The 18,577-nt window shown below is 63.7% G+C and carries 19 protein-coding genes and 1 tRNA gene; 13 read left to right on the top strand and 7 right to left on the bottom strand.

Going from position 1 to position 18,577, the window contains the following annotated elements; all coding sequences use genetic code 11:
* Positions 1-43 precede the first annotated feature (43 nt).
* From WFJ36_RS13775 to WFJ36_RS13745, 8 genes are all read left to right on the top strand, one after another.
* Positions 44-598 (top strand): hypothetical protein, encoded by a 555-nt coding sequence (locus tag WFJ36_RS13775; protein WP_336643498.1) that lies wholly within the window; start codon positions 44-46, stop codon positions 596-598.
* 326 nt (positions 599-924) lie between these two features.
* A complete protein-coding gene (locus WFJ36_RS13770; RefSeq protein ID WP_336643497.1) occupies positions 925-1,197 on the top strand; it encodes a hypothetical protein in 273 nt (90 codons plus the stop codon).
* A gap of 14 nt (positions 1,198-1,211) precedes the next feature.
* Positions 1,212-2,006 (top strand): hypothetical protein, encoded by a 795-nt coding sequence (locus WFJ36_RS13765; protein ID WP_336643496.1) that lies wholly within the window; start codon positions 1,212-1,214, stop codon positions 2,004-2,006.
* A gap of 235 nt (positions 2,007-2,241) precedes the next feature.
* The gene (locus WFJ36_RS17160; protein ID WP_442927870.1) at positions 2,242-2,511 is read left to right on the top strand and encodes an HNH endonuclease; all 270 of its coding nucleotides are present in this window, start codon (positions 2,242-2,244) and stop codon (positions 2,509-2,511) included.
* A 10-nt stretch (positions 2,512-2,521) separates the two neighbouring features.
* Complete coding sequence (locus WFJ36_RS13760; protein WP_336643495.1) at positions 2,522-2,995, top strand: hypothetical protein; 474 nt, start codon at positions 2,522-2,524, stop codon at positions 2,993-2,995.
* On the top strand, positions 2,988-5,621 hold the full coding sequence (locus WFJ36_RS13755; protein ID WP_336643494.1) for a phage tail tape measure protein: 2,634 nt from the start codon (positions 2,988-2,990) through the stop codon (positions 5,619-5,621). Before WFJ36_RS13760 ends, WFJ36_RS13755 begins: the two co-directional genes overlap by 8 nt.
* Positions 5,618-6,259, top strand: coding sequence for a hypothetical protein (locus WFJ36_RS13750; RefSeq protein ID WP_336643493.1), 642 nt, complete (start codon positions 5,618-5,620; stop codon positions 6,257-6,259). The genes WFJ36_RS13755 and WFJ36_RS13750 overlap by 4 nt, the downstream gene beginning before the upstream one ends.
* Positions 6,260-6,349: 90 nt before the next feature.
* A complete protein-coding gene (locus WFJ36_RS13745) occupies positions 6,350-6,895 on the top strand; it encodes a hypothetical protein (RefSeq protein ID WP_336643492.1) in 546 nt (181 codons plus the stop codon).
* Positions 6,896-7,436: 541 nt separating this feature from the next.
* Here WFJ36_RS13745 and WFJ36_RS13740 read toward each other — a convergent pair.
* Together WFJ36_RS13740 and WFJ36_RS13735 are read right to left on the bottom strand one after the other, a co-directional pair.
* Positions 7,437-8,453, bottom strand: coding sequence for a reverse transcriptase family protein (locus WFJ36_RS13740; protein ID WP_336643491.1), 1,017 nt, complete (start codon positions 8,451-8,453; stop codon positions 7,437-7,439).
* 118 nt (positions 8,454-8,571) lie between these two features.
* Positions 8,572-9,252 (bottom strand): hypothetical protein, encoded by a 681-nt coding sequence (locus WFJ36_RS13735; protein WP_336643490.1) that lies wholly within the window; start codon positions 9,250-9,252, stop codon positions 8,572-8,574.
* 147 nt (positions 9,253-9,399) lie between these two features.
* Here WFJ36_RS13735 and WFJ36_RS13730 point away from each other — a divergent pair, with 147 nt between their 5' ends.
* Positions 9,400-11,235 carry an ATP-dependent nuclease gene (locus WFJ36_RS13730; RefSeq protein ID WP_336643489.1) on the top strand — a complete coding sequence of 612 codons (1,836 nt, stop codon included), beginning with the start codon at positions 9,400-9,402 and terminating at the stop codon, positions 11,233-11,235.
* Here the strand turns inward: WFJ36_RS13730 and WFJ36_RS17155 are convergent.
* The 4 genes from WFJ36_RS17155 to WFJ36_RS13715 all read right to left on the bottom strand — a co-directional run bounded on the left by WFJ36_RS17155 (position 11,209) and on the right by WFJ36_RS13715 (position 15,128).
* On the bottom strand, positions 11,209-11,580 hold the full coding sequence (locus WFJ36_RS17155) for an FAD-dependent oxidoreductase (RefSeq protein WP_442927879.1): 372 nt from the start codon (positions 11,578-11,580) through the stop codon (positions 11,209-11,211). The genes WFJ36_RS13730 and WFJ36_RS17155 overlap by 27 nt on opposite strands.
* A 251-nt stretch (positions 11,581-11,831) precedes the next feature.
* Positions 11,832-13,019 (bottom strand): PrsW family intramembrane metalloprotease, encoded by a 1,188-nt coding sequence (locus tag WFJ36_RS13725; protein ID WP_071329960.1) that lies wholly within the window; start codon positions 13,017-13,019, stop codon positions 11,832-11,834.
* A complete protein-coding gene (locus WFJ36_RS13720; protein ID WP_292786211.1) occupies positions 13,016-13,645 on the bottom strand; it encodes a hypothetical protein in 630 nt (209 codons plus the stop codon). The genes WFJ36_RS13725 and WFJ36_RS13720 overlap by 4 nt, the downstream gene beginning before the upstream one ends.
* Positions 13,646-13,763: 118 nt before the next feature.
* On the bottom strand, positions 13,764-15,128 hold the full coding sequence (locus WFJ36_RS13715) for a sulfatase-like hydrolase/transferase (RefSeq protein ID WP_292786213.1): 1,365 nt from the start codon (positions 15,126-15,128) through the stop codon (positions 13,764-13,766).
* A gap of 131 nt (positions 15,129-15,259) precedes the next feature.
* Between WFJ36_RS13715 and WFJ36_RS13710 the strand changes: the two genes are divergently transcribed.
* The 4 genes from WFJ36_RS13710 to WFJ36_RS13695 all read left to right on the top strand — a co-directional run bounded on the left by WFJ36_RS13710 (position 15,260) and on the right by WFJ36_RS13695 (position 18,235).
* Positions 15,260-15,332: transfer RNA gene (locus WFJ36_RS13710), tRNA-Ala, on the top strand.
* 144 nt (positions 15,333-15,476) lie between these two features.
* Positions 15,477-16,130, top strand: a complete 654-nt coding sequence (locus tag WFJ36_RS13705) for a GntR family transcriptional regulator (protein WP_336643488.1) — start codon at positions 15,477-15,479, stop codon at positions 16,128-16,130.
* Positions 16,016-16,840 carry an alpha-hydroxy acid oxidase gene (locus WFJ36_RS13700; protein ID WP_336643712.1) on the top strand — a complete coding sequence of 275 codons (825 nt, stop codon included), beginning with the start codon at positions 16,016-16,018 and terminating at the stop codon, positions 16,838-16,840. The genes WFJ36_RS13705 and WFJ36_RS13700 overlap by 115 nt, the downstream gene beginning before the upstream one ends.
* 42 nt (positions 16,841-16,882) lie before the next feature.
* Positions 16,883-18,235 (top strand): MFS transporter, encoded by a 1,353-nt coding sequence (locus WFJ36_RS13695; RefSeq protein ID WP_336643487.1) that lies wholly within the window; start codon positions 16,883-16,885, stop codon positions 18,233-18,235.
* 114 nt (positions 18,236-18,349) lie between these two features.
* On the opposite strand, the gene WFJ36_RS13690 is transcribed toward WFJ36_RS13695, so the two are convergent.
* Positions 18,350-18,577: hypothetical protein (locus WFJ36_RS13690; protein ID WP_336643486.1), on the bottom strand; the 228-nt coding region annotated here is incomplete at its 5' end.

The following is an 18,577-nucleotide window of genomic DNA, read 5'->3' as shown; positions in this document are numbered from 1 at the left end:
CTGGTGAGGGGCAGTGCCCAACTGAACACAGAAAGGAGGAGGGATGAGCGACTTCCGATTTACCGGCCGATGGTTGAACGACCGTCGCGTTATGGGTTTGACCGGTGACGACTTCAAGGCTTTTGTCTGCGCTGGGGCGTGGATGGTGGAGAACCGCACGGACGGACGAGTCACGGCAGACGACCTCGACTTCATCCCCCGCTTCAACAGAAACAGCGTAAAGGGGATCGTCGCAGCCGGCCTATGGCGGCAGGACGGCAACGCGTGGTTGATGGCCGACTATCAAGCCACTCAGACCAGCAGAGCTGAGTTCGAGACGTTGGAGAACAACCGTCGTCGCGAGCGAGAGAAGAAGGCGAGGCAGAGGGCTTCAAAGGGGGATGTCCCGGGGGATGTCCCGGGGGACGTGTCCCAGGGGACTGCACAGGCAAGGCAGGACAGGCAGGCAGGGAATACAGGGGGTGTCCGTTTCAGCGGAGACGAGCCATTTGCGAACGAGCAGTCGGGTGAGGTCTTCGACTGGGATACAGCCCCGATTCCTGGTGATGAGTGGGGGAGTGCTGATGCTCCCGGGAACGTGATTGGTGGTGTCCGGTGAATCGCCCACTGACGATCATCCCGGCCGAGTGCCGCACGTGCTGGCCGTGGGTCAGGTGGTTTCGCACCGGCTCTGGGGCTTGGGTTCGACAGGAACAGCACGAGCCCCATTGCACTGTCTTTCCCAAGATTCAACGAACAGAGATGAGCACCCATGACTAACGAGCTTTTCCACAGGGCGAGGAGGGCAATCGCCGCTTGCCCCGACCATGGTTCCCTTCCTCGTGACGAAGGGAACGCATACGCGCAGACGGTCACGATCCAGGCATTCAGGAAGCAATCGGCCGCGGTGCCGCTGCTTCCCAGCAACATCATGAAGGGCATCAGATGACGGACGACATCACCGCCTACCGCGACCAGCTCGCAGCCGAGAAGGGCATCGATGACGCCGACCGCGACCTCCTCATGACCGGCACCACCGAGGAGGTGTTGTTGGCACAGGCCAACCTCCTCGCCGGCTTCAACGCACGACCGCTCGAGCGCAGGAACGTCGCACCACGCGAGGGTCGCCACGTTGACGCTCCCCACCCCGAGGACAGAGATATGCGCGAGTTTGCTCGGCAACTCATCCACGGACCGCGAATCGAAGAGAACTATTGAGAGGCAGTACACACATGAGCAACATGCGAGACCCCAACCTGACGTTCATCGTCAATGCGATCAAAGCCGTGGGAGGAAAGATGCCCACTGCACTCTCCACTGCCATCGACGACCAACAGCGCATCACCGCGAAGGTGCGAGAGGTTCGGCAGGAAGCGCAGGGATACGGCGCCCTTGCCGCCGCGTGGGCGAACGCCGTCCTCGATGAACGCGACCCGTACGAAGACCGAGACGTGTTTCGCGCAGTCCTCAGCACCGCGCTCGCGACCGGCGACATCGAGTACGCAGCCGTCGTCGCCGTCAATCAGCGAGCAATCACCGACGTCAAGAAGATCCACGGGGACATCCTCAAGACGTTCAAGAAGGCATTCGACCAGGCCGGACGCACCCTCAAGAACGCACACGACATCCTCGGGAACACCAACCTCGAGGACACCACCACCATCTTCCAGCTCGGGCCCGTGGCCGTACAGGCCCACCAGGAAGCCCAGGAAGCCCGACGCCTGGTCCGAGTCATCGACCGCGGATGGATCGGCCTTAACGCGCTCACCAGCTTCGCCGGCACAAGCGAAGCGGAGCATGTCACGCGATGGACTGACTCAAACATCGACACCTGGGAAAAGGTGCGACGACTCAACGACGGATGGCAGATGACCGTCGCCGGATGTGACCTCAACCTCGCCATCGACGCAGACACGATCCGCGAGCGCATCGAACGACTCGCCCGCGAACGCGAAGAGCGAGCGGCCAGGCACGACGCAGAGGCCCGACCGAAGCGCGTCAACTACATCACTGGCGTCGTGCACTGAGACAACCGAACGACAACAAATCACAGAGGGCTTCACGCATCCATCGCGTGGAGCCCTCTTGTCCTTTGAAGGAGGGCCACAGATGAGTACATCAGATCCAACAACCAATCGACCCACCCATCCCCTCCCCCTGGGGCCGCTCTGGTTCCGTCTCCGGGCATTGGGATCGTCTCTCCCTGGCATTTTTTTTCCAAGGGTTTGACACCGCTCATGAGGCGTTCTGGGGGTGATTTGAGTGCGTGAAGGGCGAAGTTCAGCGCTACAGAAGAGGCATCGGGCACGGATAGCACGATCAAAGCCGGCATGTCACATATGCGGAGAGCCCATTGATTTCGCGCTGCGGTGGCCTGATCCGATGTGTTTCGTCGTTGACCATATAGTCGCGATCGCCAATGGTGGAGCGGACACCTTGGATAACAAAGCAGCCAGTCACTCGCGCTGTAATCGCGCAAAGAGCGACAAGGATTATGCGCCGATCATCCGTCGATCTGGCGCGTTGAACTAGGAGGAAGAAGATGAGCGAGAAGGTGAAGCAGTTGGTGGAGCGGCAAAAGCAGCTTGCAGAGGAATTGGTAGCTGAGGCGAAAGCTCACTACGCGGAGATCGGTCCGGTAGAGGTTGAGACCGTGTTCGGGGGACTGGCGGCGACATTTCAGGTGCCGTTTATCCACCCCAAAGAATTCAGTGAGCTCGCGGACCGATTTCCGCCTCGGCCTGGTGTCGCGGTTGATATGCCGTTGTGGTTCAATCTTGACGCCGTGGCCAGGAATTACCCGGGGGTGACGCTGGTCGTTGACGGTGACGAGGATGACTTGTTTCGGGTGCGGGATAAGCAGGCCGTGTACGTCTGGCCGGAGTTATACGAGCAGATGCCGCCGGAGGATCAGAAGGATTTCCGGATGGCTGTTTGGGCATTGAACGTGTGGGAGCCGGAGCAGCGGCGTGAGGCGCTGTTGGCTCGAAGGAAGAAGGAGGCAACTGATGCCTGAACGGGTGGTGAAGGTCCGTCTATCCGCGGTGGTGGCGGCCTATGAGAAGTCGATGCGTGATGCGGCGAATGCGACCGCGACGGTGGGCACTGAGGCGGAGAAGCTGGCGCAGAAAAAGCAAGCCTTCCAGCAGCTTGGGGCGACCGGTCTGACTATGGGTGCTCTCCTGACGGCCGGGCTTGCTGCGGCGACGAAGGCGAGCATGGATTTCGATGCGCAGATGTCGAATGTGCAGGCCGCGACGCATGAGACTGCGGCGAACATGGGCTTGTTGCGTCAGGCGGCTTTGGATGCGGGCGAGTCGACAGTGTTTTCGGCTACGGAGTCTGCGCAGGCGATCGAGGAGCTTGCGAAGGCGGGGGTGTCCACGAAGGACATCCTCGGTGGCGGTCTGGCTGGTGCGCTGGATCTCGCGGCGGCTGGCGGCCTTGATGTTGCGACGGCCGCGGGGATCGCGGCCACGTCGTTGCAGCAGTTCAACCTTGAGGGTTCGGACATGGCTCACGTCGCGGATCTGCTTGCTGCCGGTGCGGGTAAGGCGATGGGAGACGTGTCTGATCTGTCGCAGGCGTTGAACCAGTCGGCACTTGTCGCGAAGCAGACGGGTCTCTCGATTGAAGAGACGACCGCGGGTCTTGCGGCGTTCGCGTCGGCCGGTCTCCTCGGTTCGGATGCCGGTACCTCGTTCAAGACCATGCTCCAGTCGTTGAATCCGACGTCCGCGGCGGCGGCAACTTTGATGGAGAAGTACAACTTGCAGGCGTATGACGCGCAGGGGAACTTCGTCGGTCTGTCGGAGTACGCGGGCCGGCTCAAGGAGGGCCTGTCTGGGTTGTCGACGGAACAGCAGAACGCGACGCTCAAAACGATCTTCGGCGCTGATGCTGTTCGTGCCGCGACGGTCCTGTACCAGCAGGGCGCGGAGGGCATCGAGAAGTGGACTGATGAGGTCAACGACCAGGGCTACGCGGCCTCCACGGCGGCTATGCGGCTCGATAACCTCAAGGGCGATGTGGAAGCCCTCGGGGGCGCTTTTGAGACGGCTCTGATTGATACAGGCTCGACGGCGAATGAGACTCTGCGGACGATGGTGCAGGCCCTCACGGGCCTGATCGGTATGTACAACGATCTGCCTGCGCCGGTACAGGCGTCGGTGATGGCTCTAGGGGGTGCTGCGGCCGCTGTCGCTCTCACGGGCGGGGCGGCTTTCCTCGCCGTTCCGAAATGGCTCGAATTCAAGGCGACGGTGCAAGCGTCCACCTGGACGATGAAAGGCATCGGTCTGACGGCCGGCGCCGCGGGTCTCGCTCTCGGTGGGTTGTTCCTCATCGTCGGTGAACTTGCCTCCCAGCACCAGAAGGCCCAAGCGCGAGCTCAGGCGTACGCGGACTCGATCGAGGACGGCACGAACAAGCTGTCCGACGCTGCACGCTCCACGGCGATCGACGAGTTGCAGAAGGGCGGCGAGCTGCTGACGTTCAACTGGCAGTCCGCCTTTGACGCGGCGGAGAAGCTGGGTGTGGGGGCCGATGTGGTCACGGACGCGGCGTTGAAGAATGCGGACGCGATCGACGCGCTCAGCACCTATTACGACGCTCTGAACGGCGACCAGGAGGCCTTCAACCGCATCCAGGAGGAGACCGGAATGAACGCGTACGAGACTCGTGCAGCGCTCGAGGCAATGATCGGCGGCATTCAGAAGCAGAATGGCGCGATCGACGACGCGATCAAACTGAAAGGCCAAGAGGAGGAAGCCACGTCGACCTCCACGGCTCAGTCTGACAGTGCCACTGATTCGTACGTTGCGCAGGCGGATGCCGTGCAGGATCTCAGTTCGCAGCTCACCGGCCTGATTGACAAGATCAACGCCGCCAATGGCGTGGCCCAGGATGCGGTTACCGCGAACGCGCGGTATCAGGACGCGCTTGTGGGCCTGTCTGATGTGGTGGCCAAGAACGGCAACTCGCTCAATGAAAGCACTGCGGCGGGGTCTGCGAATGCGGCGGCTCTTTCGGAGGTGGCGGCTGCTGCTCAGAGCGCGGCTCGGGCTCAGTTTGAGCAGGATCTGGCGACGATGAGTGCGGACGAGGCAGCGAAGAAGTGGAACTCCACGTTGGCTCAGCAGCGTCAGGCATTCATCGATGCTGCGATAGCTGCCGGTTACAACGCCGGCGAGGTGAAGGTGTTGGCGGATCGGATCTTCCAGATGCCCAACAAGAAGACCATCGACATGCTCGTCGAAACCGCGTCAGCGCAGAACCAGATTGACCGGTTCGTGACGTTGAACAACGGTCGCCGGGTCAAGGTGTTTGTGGACGCCGAGGGCGGTCAGTCGTTCCGCGTGGGGAGTAAGACGGTCGCTCCCGGGATGTCATCAGGCGGACCCGTTCGTGGCCGGGGGCCGAAGGGCAAAGACTCTGAGCTGCGGATGCTCGCGCCTGGTGAGCATGTAATCCCTGCTGATGAGGTCGATGCTGCGGGTGGTCACTCTGCGATCGAGGAGTGGCGAGCAACACTCTCGGGGAGGCGCAACGCCGGCACTCTGGTTGCGGCTCCTGACAGCGACGCGATCTACATGGATGTATCGACGCACCACGAGGCAGCGATGCGGAGGGGATGGAAATGAGCCTGTTGATGGTCTTCCAGTGGGAAGACTGGGTTGAGCTCGCGGCGGACACCCTCGTGGTTCGCGGAGACGAAGACACACCCGCGATGTACTACCCCAAGGTGTATCCGATTCCCCACCTGAACATGGTGATGGCGGCGACGGGAACCGCGGAAGTTGCTGCGGCGCTACTCGCTTTCATCGTCAACAACTCCGACCTACGGGACATCGGCGACGTCGACAACATCGCCCCTGAGAAGCTGCGAGACTTCCGCGCCCAGGTCACCGAGGAGTACGGCGATGCGGAGACATCCACCATCTACCTGTACGGGTTCCCGATCGGGTCAGACCATCTGGTGTCGTACACGTACACGTCGATGAGGGGCGGTGATTTTGAGTCTGAGCGGTTCCACGGGAACAGGTTCATGGTGAAGCCCGGACCACAGACGTTCACCGCCGACATCCCATACGAAATTGAGGAGAGGATCGCCCTGGCATACTGTCTGCGCGAAGAGCAGCAGCGGTTCCGGGAGCAGGGGGAAAAGGCGGTCGCGATCGGCGGTGAGCTGTTGGCCTTCCGCCTCGAGCGGTCCGGCATCAGCTCGTCTATCTGGCACAGGTTCCCCGACTACGACGAATCACTACCGTCGTACTTGTGACGTAAGGCCCGTCCCGGCTTCGGCTGGGGCGGGCCTTTTGTCGTTAACGTATTCCTCGAAACCCCCCAGTTGGTGGGTAAGCTCTCGGCCGTGCCTAAGGAACTCGGAATCAGGGCCGGCGAGCGTTGGGCTTATAAGATCACGCTCAGCCACGGGCCGCTGATTGAGGTGAAGGTGTTGGACGCGGGCTACAACTACGAAAGCAGCATCCGTGTCCAGCGCGTCGACACTGGCGAGGTCTTTTGGACGCGACGCGGCCGTCTGCCTGCCAAGTGGGAGCGCCAGGAAGAGTATCTGGCGACTCATCCACAGTTTCGAAGTGCACTGCCCGAGCCGCTCCCGCGTCCGGAACCACAACTCCCCTTCATCCCGCGCCTCACGGACGTGGATCTCGAGCGCATTCGCGCGGTCGTACGTGAGGAGATCGCCGAATCGATGAATGGCGTTCCCCGGATCGCGTTCACCGTGGCTGAGCTTGCGTATGCCGTAGGCCTGTCCGACGCTCGGATCTACCAGCACATCGACCGTCGAGACATCACCCCCGTGTACTCCGGCACGAAGGCGCTGATTCCAGTCGAGGAAGCAGTCAGGTTTGTGCGCGATCTGCCCGACGAGAACTATGGGGCGCTGGGCTAGCGGGTGACTTCGTGGACACACCCGTGGACACATCCAAACCGGACTTCACAGGATCGACAGTGATCGATCCGCGGTCAAGAACCCCGTTAAATCGCGGTATTGCCGACTCTGCCCCCGCATACCGCAGGACTACATTAGGGTTCAAATCCCACCGTCACCGCCAACACGAAGGCCCCGACTCCCGTTGTAACGACTGGGATGCGGGGCCTTCGTCGTCTCCGCGGATGCGGGCACGGTAACGCAGCGGTAACAGGCTCGGGCCGGGTCCTGCGGCCAGCGCGATTGGGAACTCCATGCGAGCGGGATGCTTTCGCTGCCGCTGCTCAAGAGCCAGCTCAGATCAGGTTTTTTCTGTCCTAGGAATGCAACGGATTTACCGGAATTGCGGAGTAGATGCGCGTCTGCACCAGTCTGCGGGATATCGCGGTCACGCTCGTGTTGACAGGTGACCACTGATGGCGTCTCGCATGCACGATGTGAATCCCTGTTCGTTTCGGAGATGTCGGACTTTCTCCGGACGAGCGATCTACCGCGTGGACTGCTACTCGGAGAAAGTGTGTGTCGGTGTATAGGCCGGTGCCCTTCCAGAGTTGCGCTCAGTGACGCGAGCTGCGAGCCGCAAGAGGCTGGCCGTTCGTTTTTCCTCGCTTTCGACGGAGGGCACCCGCCGAACCAGTGTGGCGCCTCGCGGAAGGGTCTCGAGCAGCCCTGCGACGAACGAGGGCTCGATGGATTCGGCGTAAGCGATTCGGCCTCCCAAACGGAGACGCAACGTATCCGGGGCCACGCCGGTCCGCTGCGCATGCGACTCTAGGCCAAATCGACCGATGTAGTAGAGCTCCTGCCGCAGTCGCTTCTTGAACGGTCGCGGGAGTCTCGGACGATCCGCTTCGGACGTCGAGAGTCCGGTCACGTAGAGCGGCTGCCCGTATTTCAGCGTCCGCGCCTTCTCCAGATTGATCTCGTGTCCATGCATTTCGCTGATGCCAACCATGTCGCCGGTCACGTCGAAGGGCGAGCTCCCGGAAAGCGTAATGTCATCGGCGTATCGAGTGACAGAAAGCCCGCGGGTAGCGGCGAGCGCGACCAGATCAGCGTCGAAACTCGCCATGGCCACGTTCGCCATGGCTGGACTGGTGGCGAAGCCGGTGGGCAGCTTGCCGTTCACGGTAGACAGCCGGGCCAGCATCTCGGCGACCACTTCGTGGAATCCGTAATGACGTAGCCCTCCGACGATTGCTCCCCTGTCGATGTGGTCGAAGAACGACTTCAAGTCGAAGCGTTGGAGGAAACGGTTCCCGACATGTGGTGCTGCGTTGAGGAGGATCGATCGCCCGCGAACGTAGCCGGTCACATGTGACGGCAGATCAATGCTCACGCCTGTGAGTAGAGCAAGCAGCCGCCGGTGGATGTTCTTCAGAGATTCGCTGGTGGGACGCGTCACTTCCCGTGGCTTGCCACCGCGGTCGACCATATATCGCTCGACAAGACGGGACCGATCCAATTGATCGGCGTAATACTCAAGCTGTTCCTGAGTCGCGCCGAGGAACGGCTCCAAATGTCGCAGGGTCGATATGAACGCCGCTGCTGAGGTCCGGGGGCTCATCATCCCCGACTAGTAGTGGACCGTAAGATCACAGACGCGACTCGCGCCCCGAATGCTTGCTCCCCGGACCTCATAGCAACTCTATTCCCTTCCGTGCAGACTGGTGGAGACGTCGATCGAAGTCGATCAAGTGCGCGAGGTGAACGTCTAGTCCATGATTGATGCGCGACTGCTCGAACGGTCTCGGGTTCGCGAACAGAGCCATGCTTGACAGAGCGAGGACGTAGTCAACTAACGCGAGCGCGGGCGCAGCCTTCGTTCCTATCTGTGTGTCGACGTTGAGTTCGACGCCAGCCACCTTCGCGAGATCATCACACGCGGCGCCGACGATCGCGGCATACAGACCATCCATCCTCGACTCTTCTTCGAACACGAACAGAACCTCAGAAGTTCGGTACCGCAGAACGATGTTGCGCACGAGCGTGTAGTACATGTTGATCATGAGTGATACGTCGTCAACCGCGGACGCACGCCGTGAAAAAGCGACGTGCGCTCGGAAGTCCATCGAACGAAAGGCCTGAACGAATGCCTGGCGGATGGTGTCGTTGTCGTCAGCATGGTGAAACCCACGGGTCGCGAACTCGGTGCGCTTGTGAGGCTCGTGCCAATAAACCCCATCCGCAAGGACGTCGGCATATACGGCGACGACCTCGCGCTCCAGAACCGCGGCGTCAGGAGTCACGACCGCGCCTACCAGGATCCCCGGCGAGGTTGCATGAGTTCCGGACTCATCGAGAAACACGGTGATCATGCCCCGAGAGTATCGAAGCTTGAGCGTTTTGAGTTGATCGCAGGCGCAGCCGAAAGGTGACCTCCCGTCGTGATACCCCCCCCTCCGTGGAAGCACGTTCCATCCTCGGCTCTAGAGTTGGAGAGTTGCTGTGGATAGGGATGCGTCATGAAGTTGATTAGCGTGCGACTTGAGAACATCGGGGGATTCAGAACCACGGAGTTCCCCCTTCGGGACGACATGCTTCTCATCGGTGAGAACAACTCAGGCAAGACCTCTCTTCTTCGGATCATCGATTGGCTCCTGAACAAGCTAGATGGAGACCTGCTCCGTGATCGTCGTGGTCTTGACGCGTTGGAAGCGCAACTCCTGCTCCCAGCTCGCGAAACACGCAATCGCGCGCGCCGCCTATTCCTGAGAATCGAGATCGCAGACGGCAGATCCGCTCGCAAGTTCGCTGCGAAGGGCGGCATCGCGGAAGTTAGGGTTCAATTCCGCGCGGGCGCAAACTTCGCGCGGCTCGGAGCTCCCACCAGTGGCGAGAAACCGGAGAGCGAAGAGAACGCAATCCAGCTCATTGAACGCCTGCAGGCAGCGTATCGGTGTCTGTACATACCTGCGGTGAGGGACGGCGGATCGGCCCTGTTTCAAGGCGTGATGCGGGATGCGCTACGGAGAAGCCTTACACAAGGGATGGTCTACGACGGCATCGGGCGGCCGGCGGGAGCGCCGAAGCAGGTGCAAGCTGCTGCAGCGATGTTGGCCAAGCATGCTTCGAGCTTTTCCTCAGCGATGTGGGCGCAAGTATCTTCCCGGCTTCAAGGCGGCTTCAACCCGACGGTCTCCTTCGACTCACCGCTGTCCTCGGTGGACCTAGTCGAGTTGATGATCGGCCGCACGAATGCAAAGTTCAGTCTGGGTGAACATGATGCGAACGCTGTGGGTGTCGAGTACTTGGGTGCTGGTCTCCAGTCGGCGCTCGCTATGGCATTAGCCAGGACACCCGCAGACGATCAGCAGCGGGTGTTGCTCCTGGTCGAAGAACCTGAAGCATTTCTGCACCCGAGTGCTCAGCGCACGATCGCTCAGCAGGTCCTGGCGCAAGTCGGGATCCAGACAATCGCGACGACACATAGCAACGCGATTCTGGCGGAGGCTCGACCTCATCAAGTCGTAGTGTTGCGAAGCCATACCGTTTACCCCTCAGCGTCGGTAGATCCGGTGCAGGAGGAGAAGGATCGTTACTTCCTTTCGTCTTGGGTGCATGGCGCGATGTTTGACCGCAGCTTGCTGTTGGTTGAGGGACCTGGTGATGTGGCGTACCTCGAATCGCTGCGGCGGCGCTTGTACGGTGTGCTGCCAGCGGAAGTGCTGAATCGGATGCGCGTATGCGCAGTCGGTAGCAAGGAAAGCTTCGGACCATGGCTTCGACTATTGAGGAGATTCTCGAACCCCGCTGCCGGTGAGCACGCCTACAATGTCTTGGTCTGCGGCGACTCCATCGACGCTGGCGCGGATGTCGTGCGGGCCCTTCGAGAGTCTTCCATCGTTGTCCCCACGGCACTCTCGTCCTCTGCCACTGCACTCACCTCAGGTGTTGATGCGAAGAATCCAACGCCGGCAGAGGCCGCGTTGGTAGCTCAGCGCACTGTCGACCTCAACGCGGCCGCGCGAGCCAGCGGTGTACCTCTTCACCTCAGTTCAGTCGACTTGGAGTACTCAATGCTTGAGTCGATCAGTGATGTTCGAGCGAATCTGTTCGCCGTTCGCTGGGGTTTCGCTAGTGTCACTCGCAATGAGCTGATGTCGGATCTCGGATCGAAGGGCGGAGCAAAGAAGGCATCGTCAAAGAAGGGCGCGAAGGCACCGTACCTTCGGGCAGCGCTCGCGGAGTGGGTTGAGTGGAACGAGGTCTCGCCCAACGTGAAAGAGATGATCTGGAGATGGGCGCAGGGAACTCTCGACACGGGAGCGACGCTAGTTCGCCCGTCTCAGCTGAGCTGAAACTAGGTCGCTCACCCACGCGTATGCCGGGGCGAGATGTGGTGCATCGTTGGTGCGAAACTGGGTGTCTCCGTGGACGCGTTCGCTCAGGGTTCGCGAGAAGCGGACTGCCTTGGCCTCCGTGTCACGATGTCGAAGCCACGACGGCGTTTCGTTTCGCGCGGCCCGCGCACCCGCGCGAATCGCGCCCTCGACATGGCCGGCGAACTCCGTTGACGTTTCCGTAGAAGCCCAGTGCACGCGGCCGAACGTCGGTCCCTGATAGCAGTCGTAACCGAAGTTCGCGGATGGGGCGCTGAACGGTGGTTGGCGCGGCGATGTGAACTCCTCATCGCGCCAATCCAGGACGTGTGTGTTTCCACCGGGGAGTCAGCGTCCGAGCCGAAAAGCCGCTCCAATTGAGAACGGAAGGTGTCTGCGATCTTCAGAGGATCATGCCCACGGAGCGTCTCAGAGGAGGAGAAGCCGAACAGCGCCGCCGGTGCGCCGTGCTCGCCGCTGTGGTCGTGGAACTCTCGAATCGGGCCGACGCTGCTCAAGGCTGCGCCTGCGAGCCCCCGTTGAGCGGTCTGCCCATCAGCGGGGTTGCATGCGCCTCAGCTCCGAGCCTGGATGCGGAGCCTGGAGACCTCGCCGCGGGCGTGCTCGAGCTCTTCGGCGTGCTTGTCGTCCGGTTGGGCGATGGCGTGCACGAGGTCGAACAGGGCGTGACGGAGGTGCTTTCGGGCTCGCCTCTCGCGGTGGCCGGGAGCGGCTCGCAACCATGTCTTCCGGGCCTTGCGGTCGACCATGGCCTCGATCTCCTCGTCGGTGACGGTGCCGGCTGCGACCTCGGGCGCGAGAAGGTCGCGCACGAACTGGTGCTCTCGGGGCGCGGCGAGGCGGAACGCGATGCTGAGAATGACGAGGGCGAGGATGACGGACCCGGCCATGACCGCGACGACCCCCAGACCGTTCCCGCCGCCGAGACCGGTGGCGTCGTCCCAGGTGAAGTGGAGGAACATGCCGGCGAGGACGAACAGGATGCCGCGGAGCACACGCCGCGGCTGAGCAGCCGTGCCGAGGATGTAGATCGCGCCGCTGCAGACCAAGGCGCTGAACAGAGGGTGCGAAACCGCGCTGGTGGCGATGCGGGTGATGGAGATCGTCACAGCGGCGCTGTCCGGGTTCGCACTGAGCGAGGTCATGGTGCCGTTGGCGGCGTAGAGGAAGTCCTCGAAGACGGCGAAGCCGAGGCCGAGGAAGGCGCCGATGATGAGTCCGTCGTTCGCGGTGCGGATGAGGCGCGGGGCGAGCCCCATCAGCAGGATGAGACCGCAGAGCTTCGCGAGTTCCTCGGTGAAGGGAGCGGTCAGGCCTGCCGCCCAGTTCGCAGCCCAGTCCTGGCCGAACAGCTTGGGGTAGATGCCGAGCATGGCGGAGTTGACGGGCAGAGCGAACGCGAACGTCGCCGGGATCGCACCCCACACCAGGGCAGCGGCGATCAACCCGCCGGGCTGGCGTTCCCACCGGTCGATGTGGTGGAACCATCCGGCCCACGCCGCCCCGCTGAGCAGGCACAGAACGGCGGCGACGGCGAACGGCTCGGCGTAGAACACGACGTCGCTGCGGAAGTACGACCAGATGTGCACGACACCGATGCCGGTCAGCACGACGTACACCCAGAAGCAGAGGTTGCGGAGCTGGACGAACCGGAACGGCTGCCCCCACCCGGAAATGTCGATGGCGACGCGCTGCCGCTCCTCGGGGTCCAGCGTTGCGGTGCCGAGTGTCTGCTGGCTCATGAGGCGTCCTCCGCGTCGAGGGTACGGATGCTGGCGACCATGTCGGCGATCTGCTGTGCCGCAGCCTTCATCTGCGCGGGCGAGCCGTGTGCGGTCACCTTGATTCCCGTTCCGTCGATGACGAATGCGGCGATGACGCCGTCCTCGTTCATGCTGCTGTACTGCTGAAGGACTCCGCTCTCACCGGAGTCGGTGCGCATGGTCGCCGCAGCGCCGTCGACGCGGAAAGCGGGGTCGACGGTTGCCGCGGTGACCTTGTCGATCTGAGCGAGCAACTCTTGGGGGGTGCCTTCGAAGGCGCCCGTCGTCACATCGAACTCAACGCCCGAGCCCGTGAGCGTCGCGTCGCCGCTCTGGTCCACAGACCCGTCCGCGTTCAGGCGGTGACCCGCCTCGATGTTCCACCCCACGGCCGGCGTGAAAGCGATGTCCTCGGTGAGTGCGAGCTCGTCACCGGCGACCACCGGGTCGTTCCAGGGGATCGCCGCATCGATGCGGGGGATCACGACCGTGAACACGAGGAACACGACCCCGACGAAGATCGCCTTCGCGAACGTGCGCCTGTCCAACCCGAGCACTCGATGCTCGACCGCCACCCGTTCGTCCGCGGACGCGACTCGCGACATCGACAACCTCTCCGTCTGGTGGTAGCCGATGCGCCACCTTCCACGACACTGTCAGGGGCGAGCAGACCTCGTCAACATCACCATGGCGACCGCGCTGGAGAAGAGTCGCCGACGGGGCCTAGCCTCCGGTCGGCCCCGGGATGTGGTCTATGGGTGCACCTGCGGGGATCAATGGCTCGCGCTGCACCGAAGCGCGGAACTCGCCGAGGATGCGGTTGAAGTGCGTGATCGTCCAGCTGTGCAGGTACTGCGCGTCGATCGGCTCGCGCTCCTGCGGGTCCGTGATCAGATTGATCAGGTGCGGCGAGCTCAGCTCTGCCGGTGGATCGTTCGCGTAGCGTTGGGCGACGAGAGCGAGTTTGAAGTTCCGCCACTTGACGCCGTACAGCTTCTCACCCATCCAGTAGGGAAAGCCGTCACGTGCCGACGCCTCTTGGTGACCGGCGAGCCAGTTCGACTGGTCGACGCCGTCGATGACGCGGTCGTCGGGCAACTCCGCGCCGGCTGCGGAGATCAGCGTGGTGAACCAGTCGGTCACATGCATGATCTCGTTGCTGACGACGCCTTCGGCGACGTGGCCGGGCCACTGCACGATGCAGGGGGTGCGCAGGTTCCCCTCGCCGCCGGCGAAGTAAGACCCTTCGAAGAAGCCCGGCGTGCCGCGCCAGGTGAGTACCTCCTCCGGGCCGTTGTCACCGGCGAACACGATGATCGTGTCGTCGGAGAGGCCGAGCTCGTGGATCAGGTCGACGAGGCGGCCGAAGTCGGCGTCGAGCTCGAGGAGCGCGTCCGACCATTCGCCGTTGCCGGAGGTGCCCTGGAACTCTTCCCGGGCGAGGACAGGCATATGCATGAGCGAGTGGTTGAAGTAGACGAAGAACGGCTTGTCCTCATCGACCGATGCGCGCATGAAGCGTTCCGCGCGCTCGAGGTACTCGCGGTCGACGTCCCGCCGCACGTCGAGGGTGAGCTGGACGCCTTCGGTCACGTCCGCGTCGCCGTGCTTGCCTTCCCGCATGCGCGATACCGGGTCGCGTTCGGGGTCGTACCAGGGATCGGAGGGCCACAGCGCCTCGTCGTAGGTGCGGGCCGGTCCGTACCACTCCCGGAACCCCTTGTCGGTGGGCCAGCGCCCCGCGCCTTCGCCGACGTGCCACTTGCCGTACACCGCACACGCGTACCCGGCCTCGGAGAGGACGTCGCCGAGGGTGCGCTCCCACGCAACGAGTCCCCATCCGCCCGGAGCGCCGAGGGGCACGCTGTGGGTGCCGGAACGGATCGAATACCGCCCCGTCATCAGAGCCGAACGGGTCGGCGTGCACTGGGCTTCGGGGGCGTAGTTCGTCATGCGGAACCCGCGTGCCGCGAACTCATCGATGCGCTTGGTCCAGGCGCCCCGCAACGGACCGCCGCTGTAGCAGCTGAGTTCGCCGAACCCCAGGTTGTCGACATGGAAGAACAGAATGTTCGGTCGCGTGGTCAAGATCGTGCCCCCTTCGACTCCGCCATCGCCAAAGATACGACCCACCGCGGTGGGTCGCCAGCGATAGATCAGCGAACTTCAACGCTCGACGTGTCCGGGATCCCGAGCGTGATAACGTAGATGTCGTTCACGGGCCTATGGCGCAGTTGGTAGCGCGCCTCGTTCGCATCGAGGAGGTCAGGGGTTCGAATCCCCTTAGGTCCACAGGAACAGAACGAAGGAACCTCGCCCCGCAGCTCGCGGGGCGAGGTTCTTTCGTTGGAGCTGGCGCACGGGCCCGATTCGACCGCTGCGACGAGACCGCTCAGCAGCGGCCGGGGGTCGATTCGGTGCCCCTAGGCTGAGGGCATGGACGCGACGCCCAGCGAATCCGGCTCGACCCTGCACACGCATGCCGTCGACAGTCGGCGCCGTGCCGCGGCTCTCGGCGACGGGAATCGGGTCCTTTCGCGCACGCAGAAGGTGTACGTGGCGCTCCGGGACGACATCGTCCGCACCCGGCTCGCCCCGGGCGAGGTCGTCATCGAGCCCGAGCTGGCCGCGCGCTTCGGGGTGTCGAAGACGCCGGTGCGGGAGGCCCTGCAGATCCTCGTCGTCGAGGGGCTCGTCGTCGCCCTTCCCCGACGCGGATACGTCGTCCGCCCGCTGGGCATCAACGAGGTGCGCGAGGTGCTCGACCTGCGGTTGATCATCGAACCGCCGATGGCGGCGGGGGCGACCCGCTACGGCAACGAGGCCTTCGTCGAGGAGCTCAGCTCGATCCTGGAGGCGCAGCGCAGCGGCTCCGGTACGGCGGAGCTGACCGACGCGGCGCGCGCGTTCCACGAGTGCATCCTCGGCGCGGCGCGCAACGTGTGCGCGCGGCCGCGAGCCGCGACGTGCCCTTCGTGCTCTCCACGATGGGCACGCGGAGCATCGAGCACGTCGCAGACGCGGCCCCCGGTGCGCGCCGCTGGTTCCAGCTCTACCTGCGGCGCGATCGCGCCGCGTCGCTCGCCCTGATCGAGCGGGCCGCCGCGGCAGGGTTCGACACGCTCGTGCTGACCGTCGACACCCGGGTCCCGGGGCAGCGCTACCGCGACGACCGCAACCGGCTTTCGATGCCGCCGCGGCTGACGTTGCGCACTGCCGCGCAGTCGGCACTCCACCCGGCGTGGTCGCTCGACCTCCTGGCGCACGACGCACCGGCCATGGCGAACTTCGGTCCGCGGTCGGGAAGCGTCACCGACGTGGTGAGCAGCATGTTCGATCCCGCCCTGTCCTTGGACGACGTGCGGTGGCTGCGGGGGAACTGGGCCGGGCCCATCGTGGTGAAGGGCGTCCTCTCCGCCACCGACGCCGAGCGCTTCATCGACGCCGGCGCGGACGCCATCTGGCTCTCCAACCACGGTGGGCGCCAGCTGGACCGTGCGATCGCGCCCATCGAGGTCGTGGGCGCCGTGCGGGCCGCCCTTGGCGACGACATCCCCCTCCTGCTCGACTCCGGTATCCGCAGCGGACTCGACGTCGTGGCCGCGATCGCCGCGGGGGCCGACTTCGTCTTCCTCGGCCGGGGATACATGTACGGCCTCATGGCGGGCGGCCGCATCGGAGTGGAGCGGGCGCTCGACCTCGTGGCGGACGAGACCCTGTCGACGATGCAGCTTCTCGGCGTGCGCACGACCGCCGAGCTGCGCGGCCGGGGGACCGCGGTCCTCGCGCCCACCGGATAGCCACGACCACGCCAGTACTTTTCAATGACGAAAGGACACCCCATGGCCCACGAACAGCAGCGCACCATGACCCCGCAGGCGAGGCGCGCGATCGCCGCCGCCTACTTCGGCACCCTCATCGAGTGGTATGACTACGCCCTCTACGGCGCCGCCGCGGGTCTCGTGATCGGCCCGCTCTTCTTCCCGGACGTCATCCCGGCTTCCGCCTCGATGCTCGCCTTCGCGACCTTCGCCGTGGGCTTCGTCGTGCGGCCGCTCGGCGGCCTCCTCATCTCCCACCTCGGCGACCGGGTCGGCAGGAAGCCCGCGATGATCCTGACCATCGTGCTCATGGGGATCGCGACCGTGGGCATCGGGGTCCTCCCGACCGCCGAGGCGATCGGGGTGGCCGCGCCGATCCTGCTCATCCTGTTCCGCTTCATCCAGGGCTTCGGTGCCGGAGCGGAACTCGCCGGTGCCCTCACGCTCGTCGCGGAGTACGCACCCGAACCGCGCCGGGGAAGGGTCATCGGACTGGTCACCTCGGGCGCCCCGGGCGGAGCGTTCCTCGCGACGCTGGCCTTCACGTTCGCCTCGATGCTTCCCGGCGACGTGCTGCTCGGCTGGGCCTGGCGCATTCCGTTCCTGGTCTCCGCCGTCCTGTTCGTGCTGGCGCTCTGGATCCGTCGTCGTCTGGAGGAGACGCCCGAGTACCGGGATGCTGTGGCGAACGCGGAGCAGTCCGCGACGAAGGTGCCCTTGGCGGAGCTCTTCCGGCGCAGTCCTCGCGAGCTCATCCTCGGCTTCTTCAGCGTCTGCGGGCACAACGTGACGAACTACGTGCTGAGCGCCTTCGCGCTGAGCTATCTCACGCTGACGGTCGGCATGCCCCGGGTCGAGGCGCTGATCTCGGTCCTGGTGTCCTCGCTGCTCACCGCCTTCGCTCCCGTCCTCGGTGGGGTCGCGGTCGATCGTTTCGGGGCCAAGCACGTGGTTGTCTTCGGTTCCGTCGCCGGGATCGTCCTCACGTACCCGGTCTTCCTTTCGCTGCAGTCCGGCGACCCGGTGCTGGCCGCTCTCGGGATGACGGCGCTCGGTGTCATCGCGGTGGGAGCGACCGCCGCCTCCACCGGAACCTTCCTCACGAATCTCTTCCCGACCCGCTACCGCTTCACGGGCGTCGCGACGGCCCGAGAGCTCAACGGCGCTCTGGTCGCGGGGCCGACCCCCCTCATCGCCTCCGCTCTCGTCGCGGCCGCCGGGGGAGGCCTCTGGCTCGTGGTGCTGTTCGTCATCGGCGCCTGCCTGGTGTCACTGCTGGCCGTCGTCGCGACGCCGAAGCGCGTCGGGGATATGCAGCCCGAGGACCACTCCGACTCCTCCCGATTCGCGCCGGCGGGAAGGGCCGCGGACTGAGGGGCGGGCGACACGCCCGGGAATCGACGGTGATTTGCCCGATGCTCGGAACCCACGTAAGTTATTACCTGTTCGCCCCAAACGGTTGAGCGGAGGTCCTCGGACCGGCTCCCGTCAAGCATCGAACACCTCCCGAATCCCACACACTCTGAGTGAACAGGATGAAGGATGCTGATCCGTTCCCACGGTCAGGCCGAAGAAACTCGGACTTGACAACGGAAACGAGATCGGTAAGATAGAGAAGTTGCCCTGCGGGCCTGGTTGTGATGGCTGGGTCGTGGGAGCATCCGATCCTTGAGAACTCAACAGCGTGCACTTGTCAAATGCCAAATTATCCTCGTC

The organism is Microbacterium sp. MMO-113, from assembly GCF_037148555.1.
Classification (GTDB): domain Bacteria; phylum Actinomycetota; class Actinomycetes; order Actinomycetales; family Microbacteriaceae; genus Microbacterium.
Note: the sequence above shows the minus strand (reverse complement) of the source record. Positions and strands in the feature narration are given on the sequence as shown.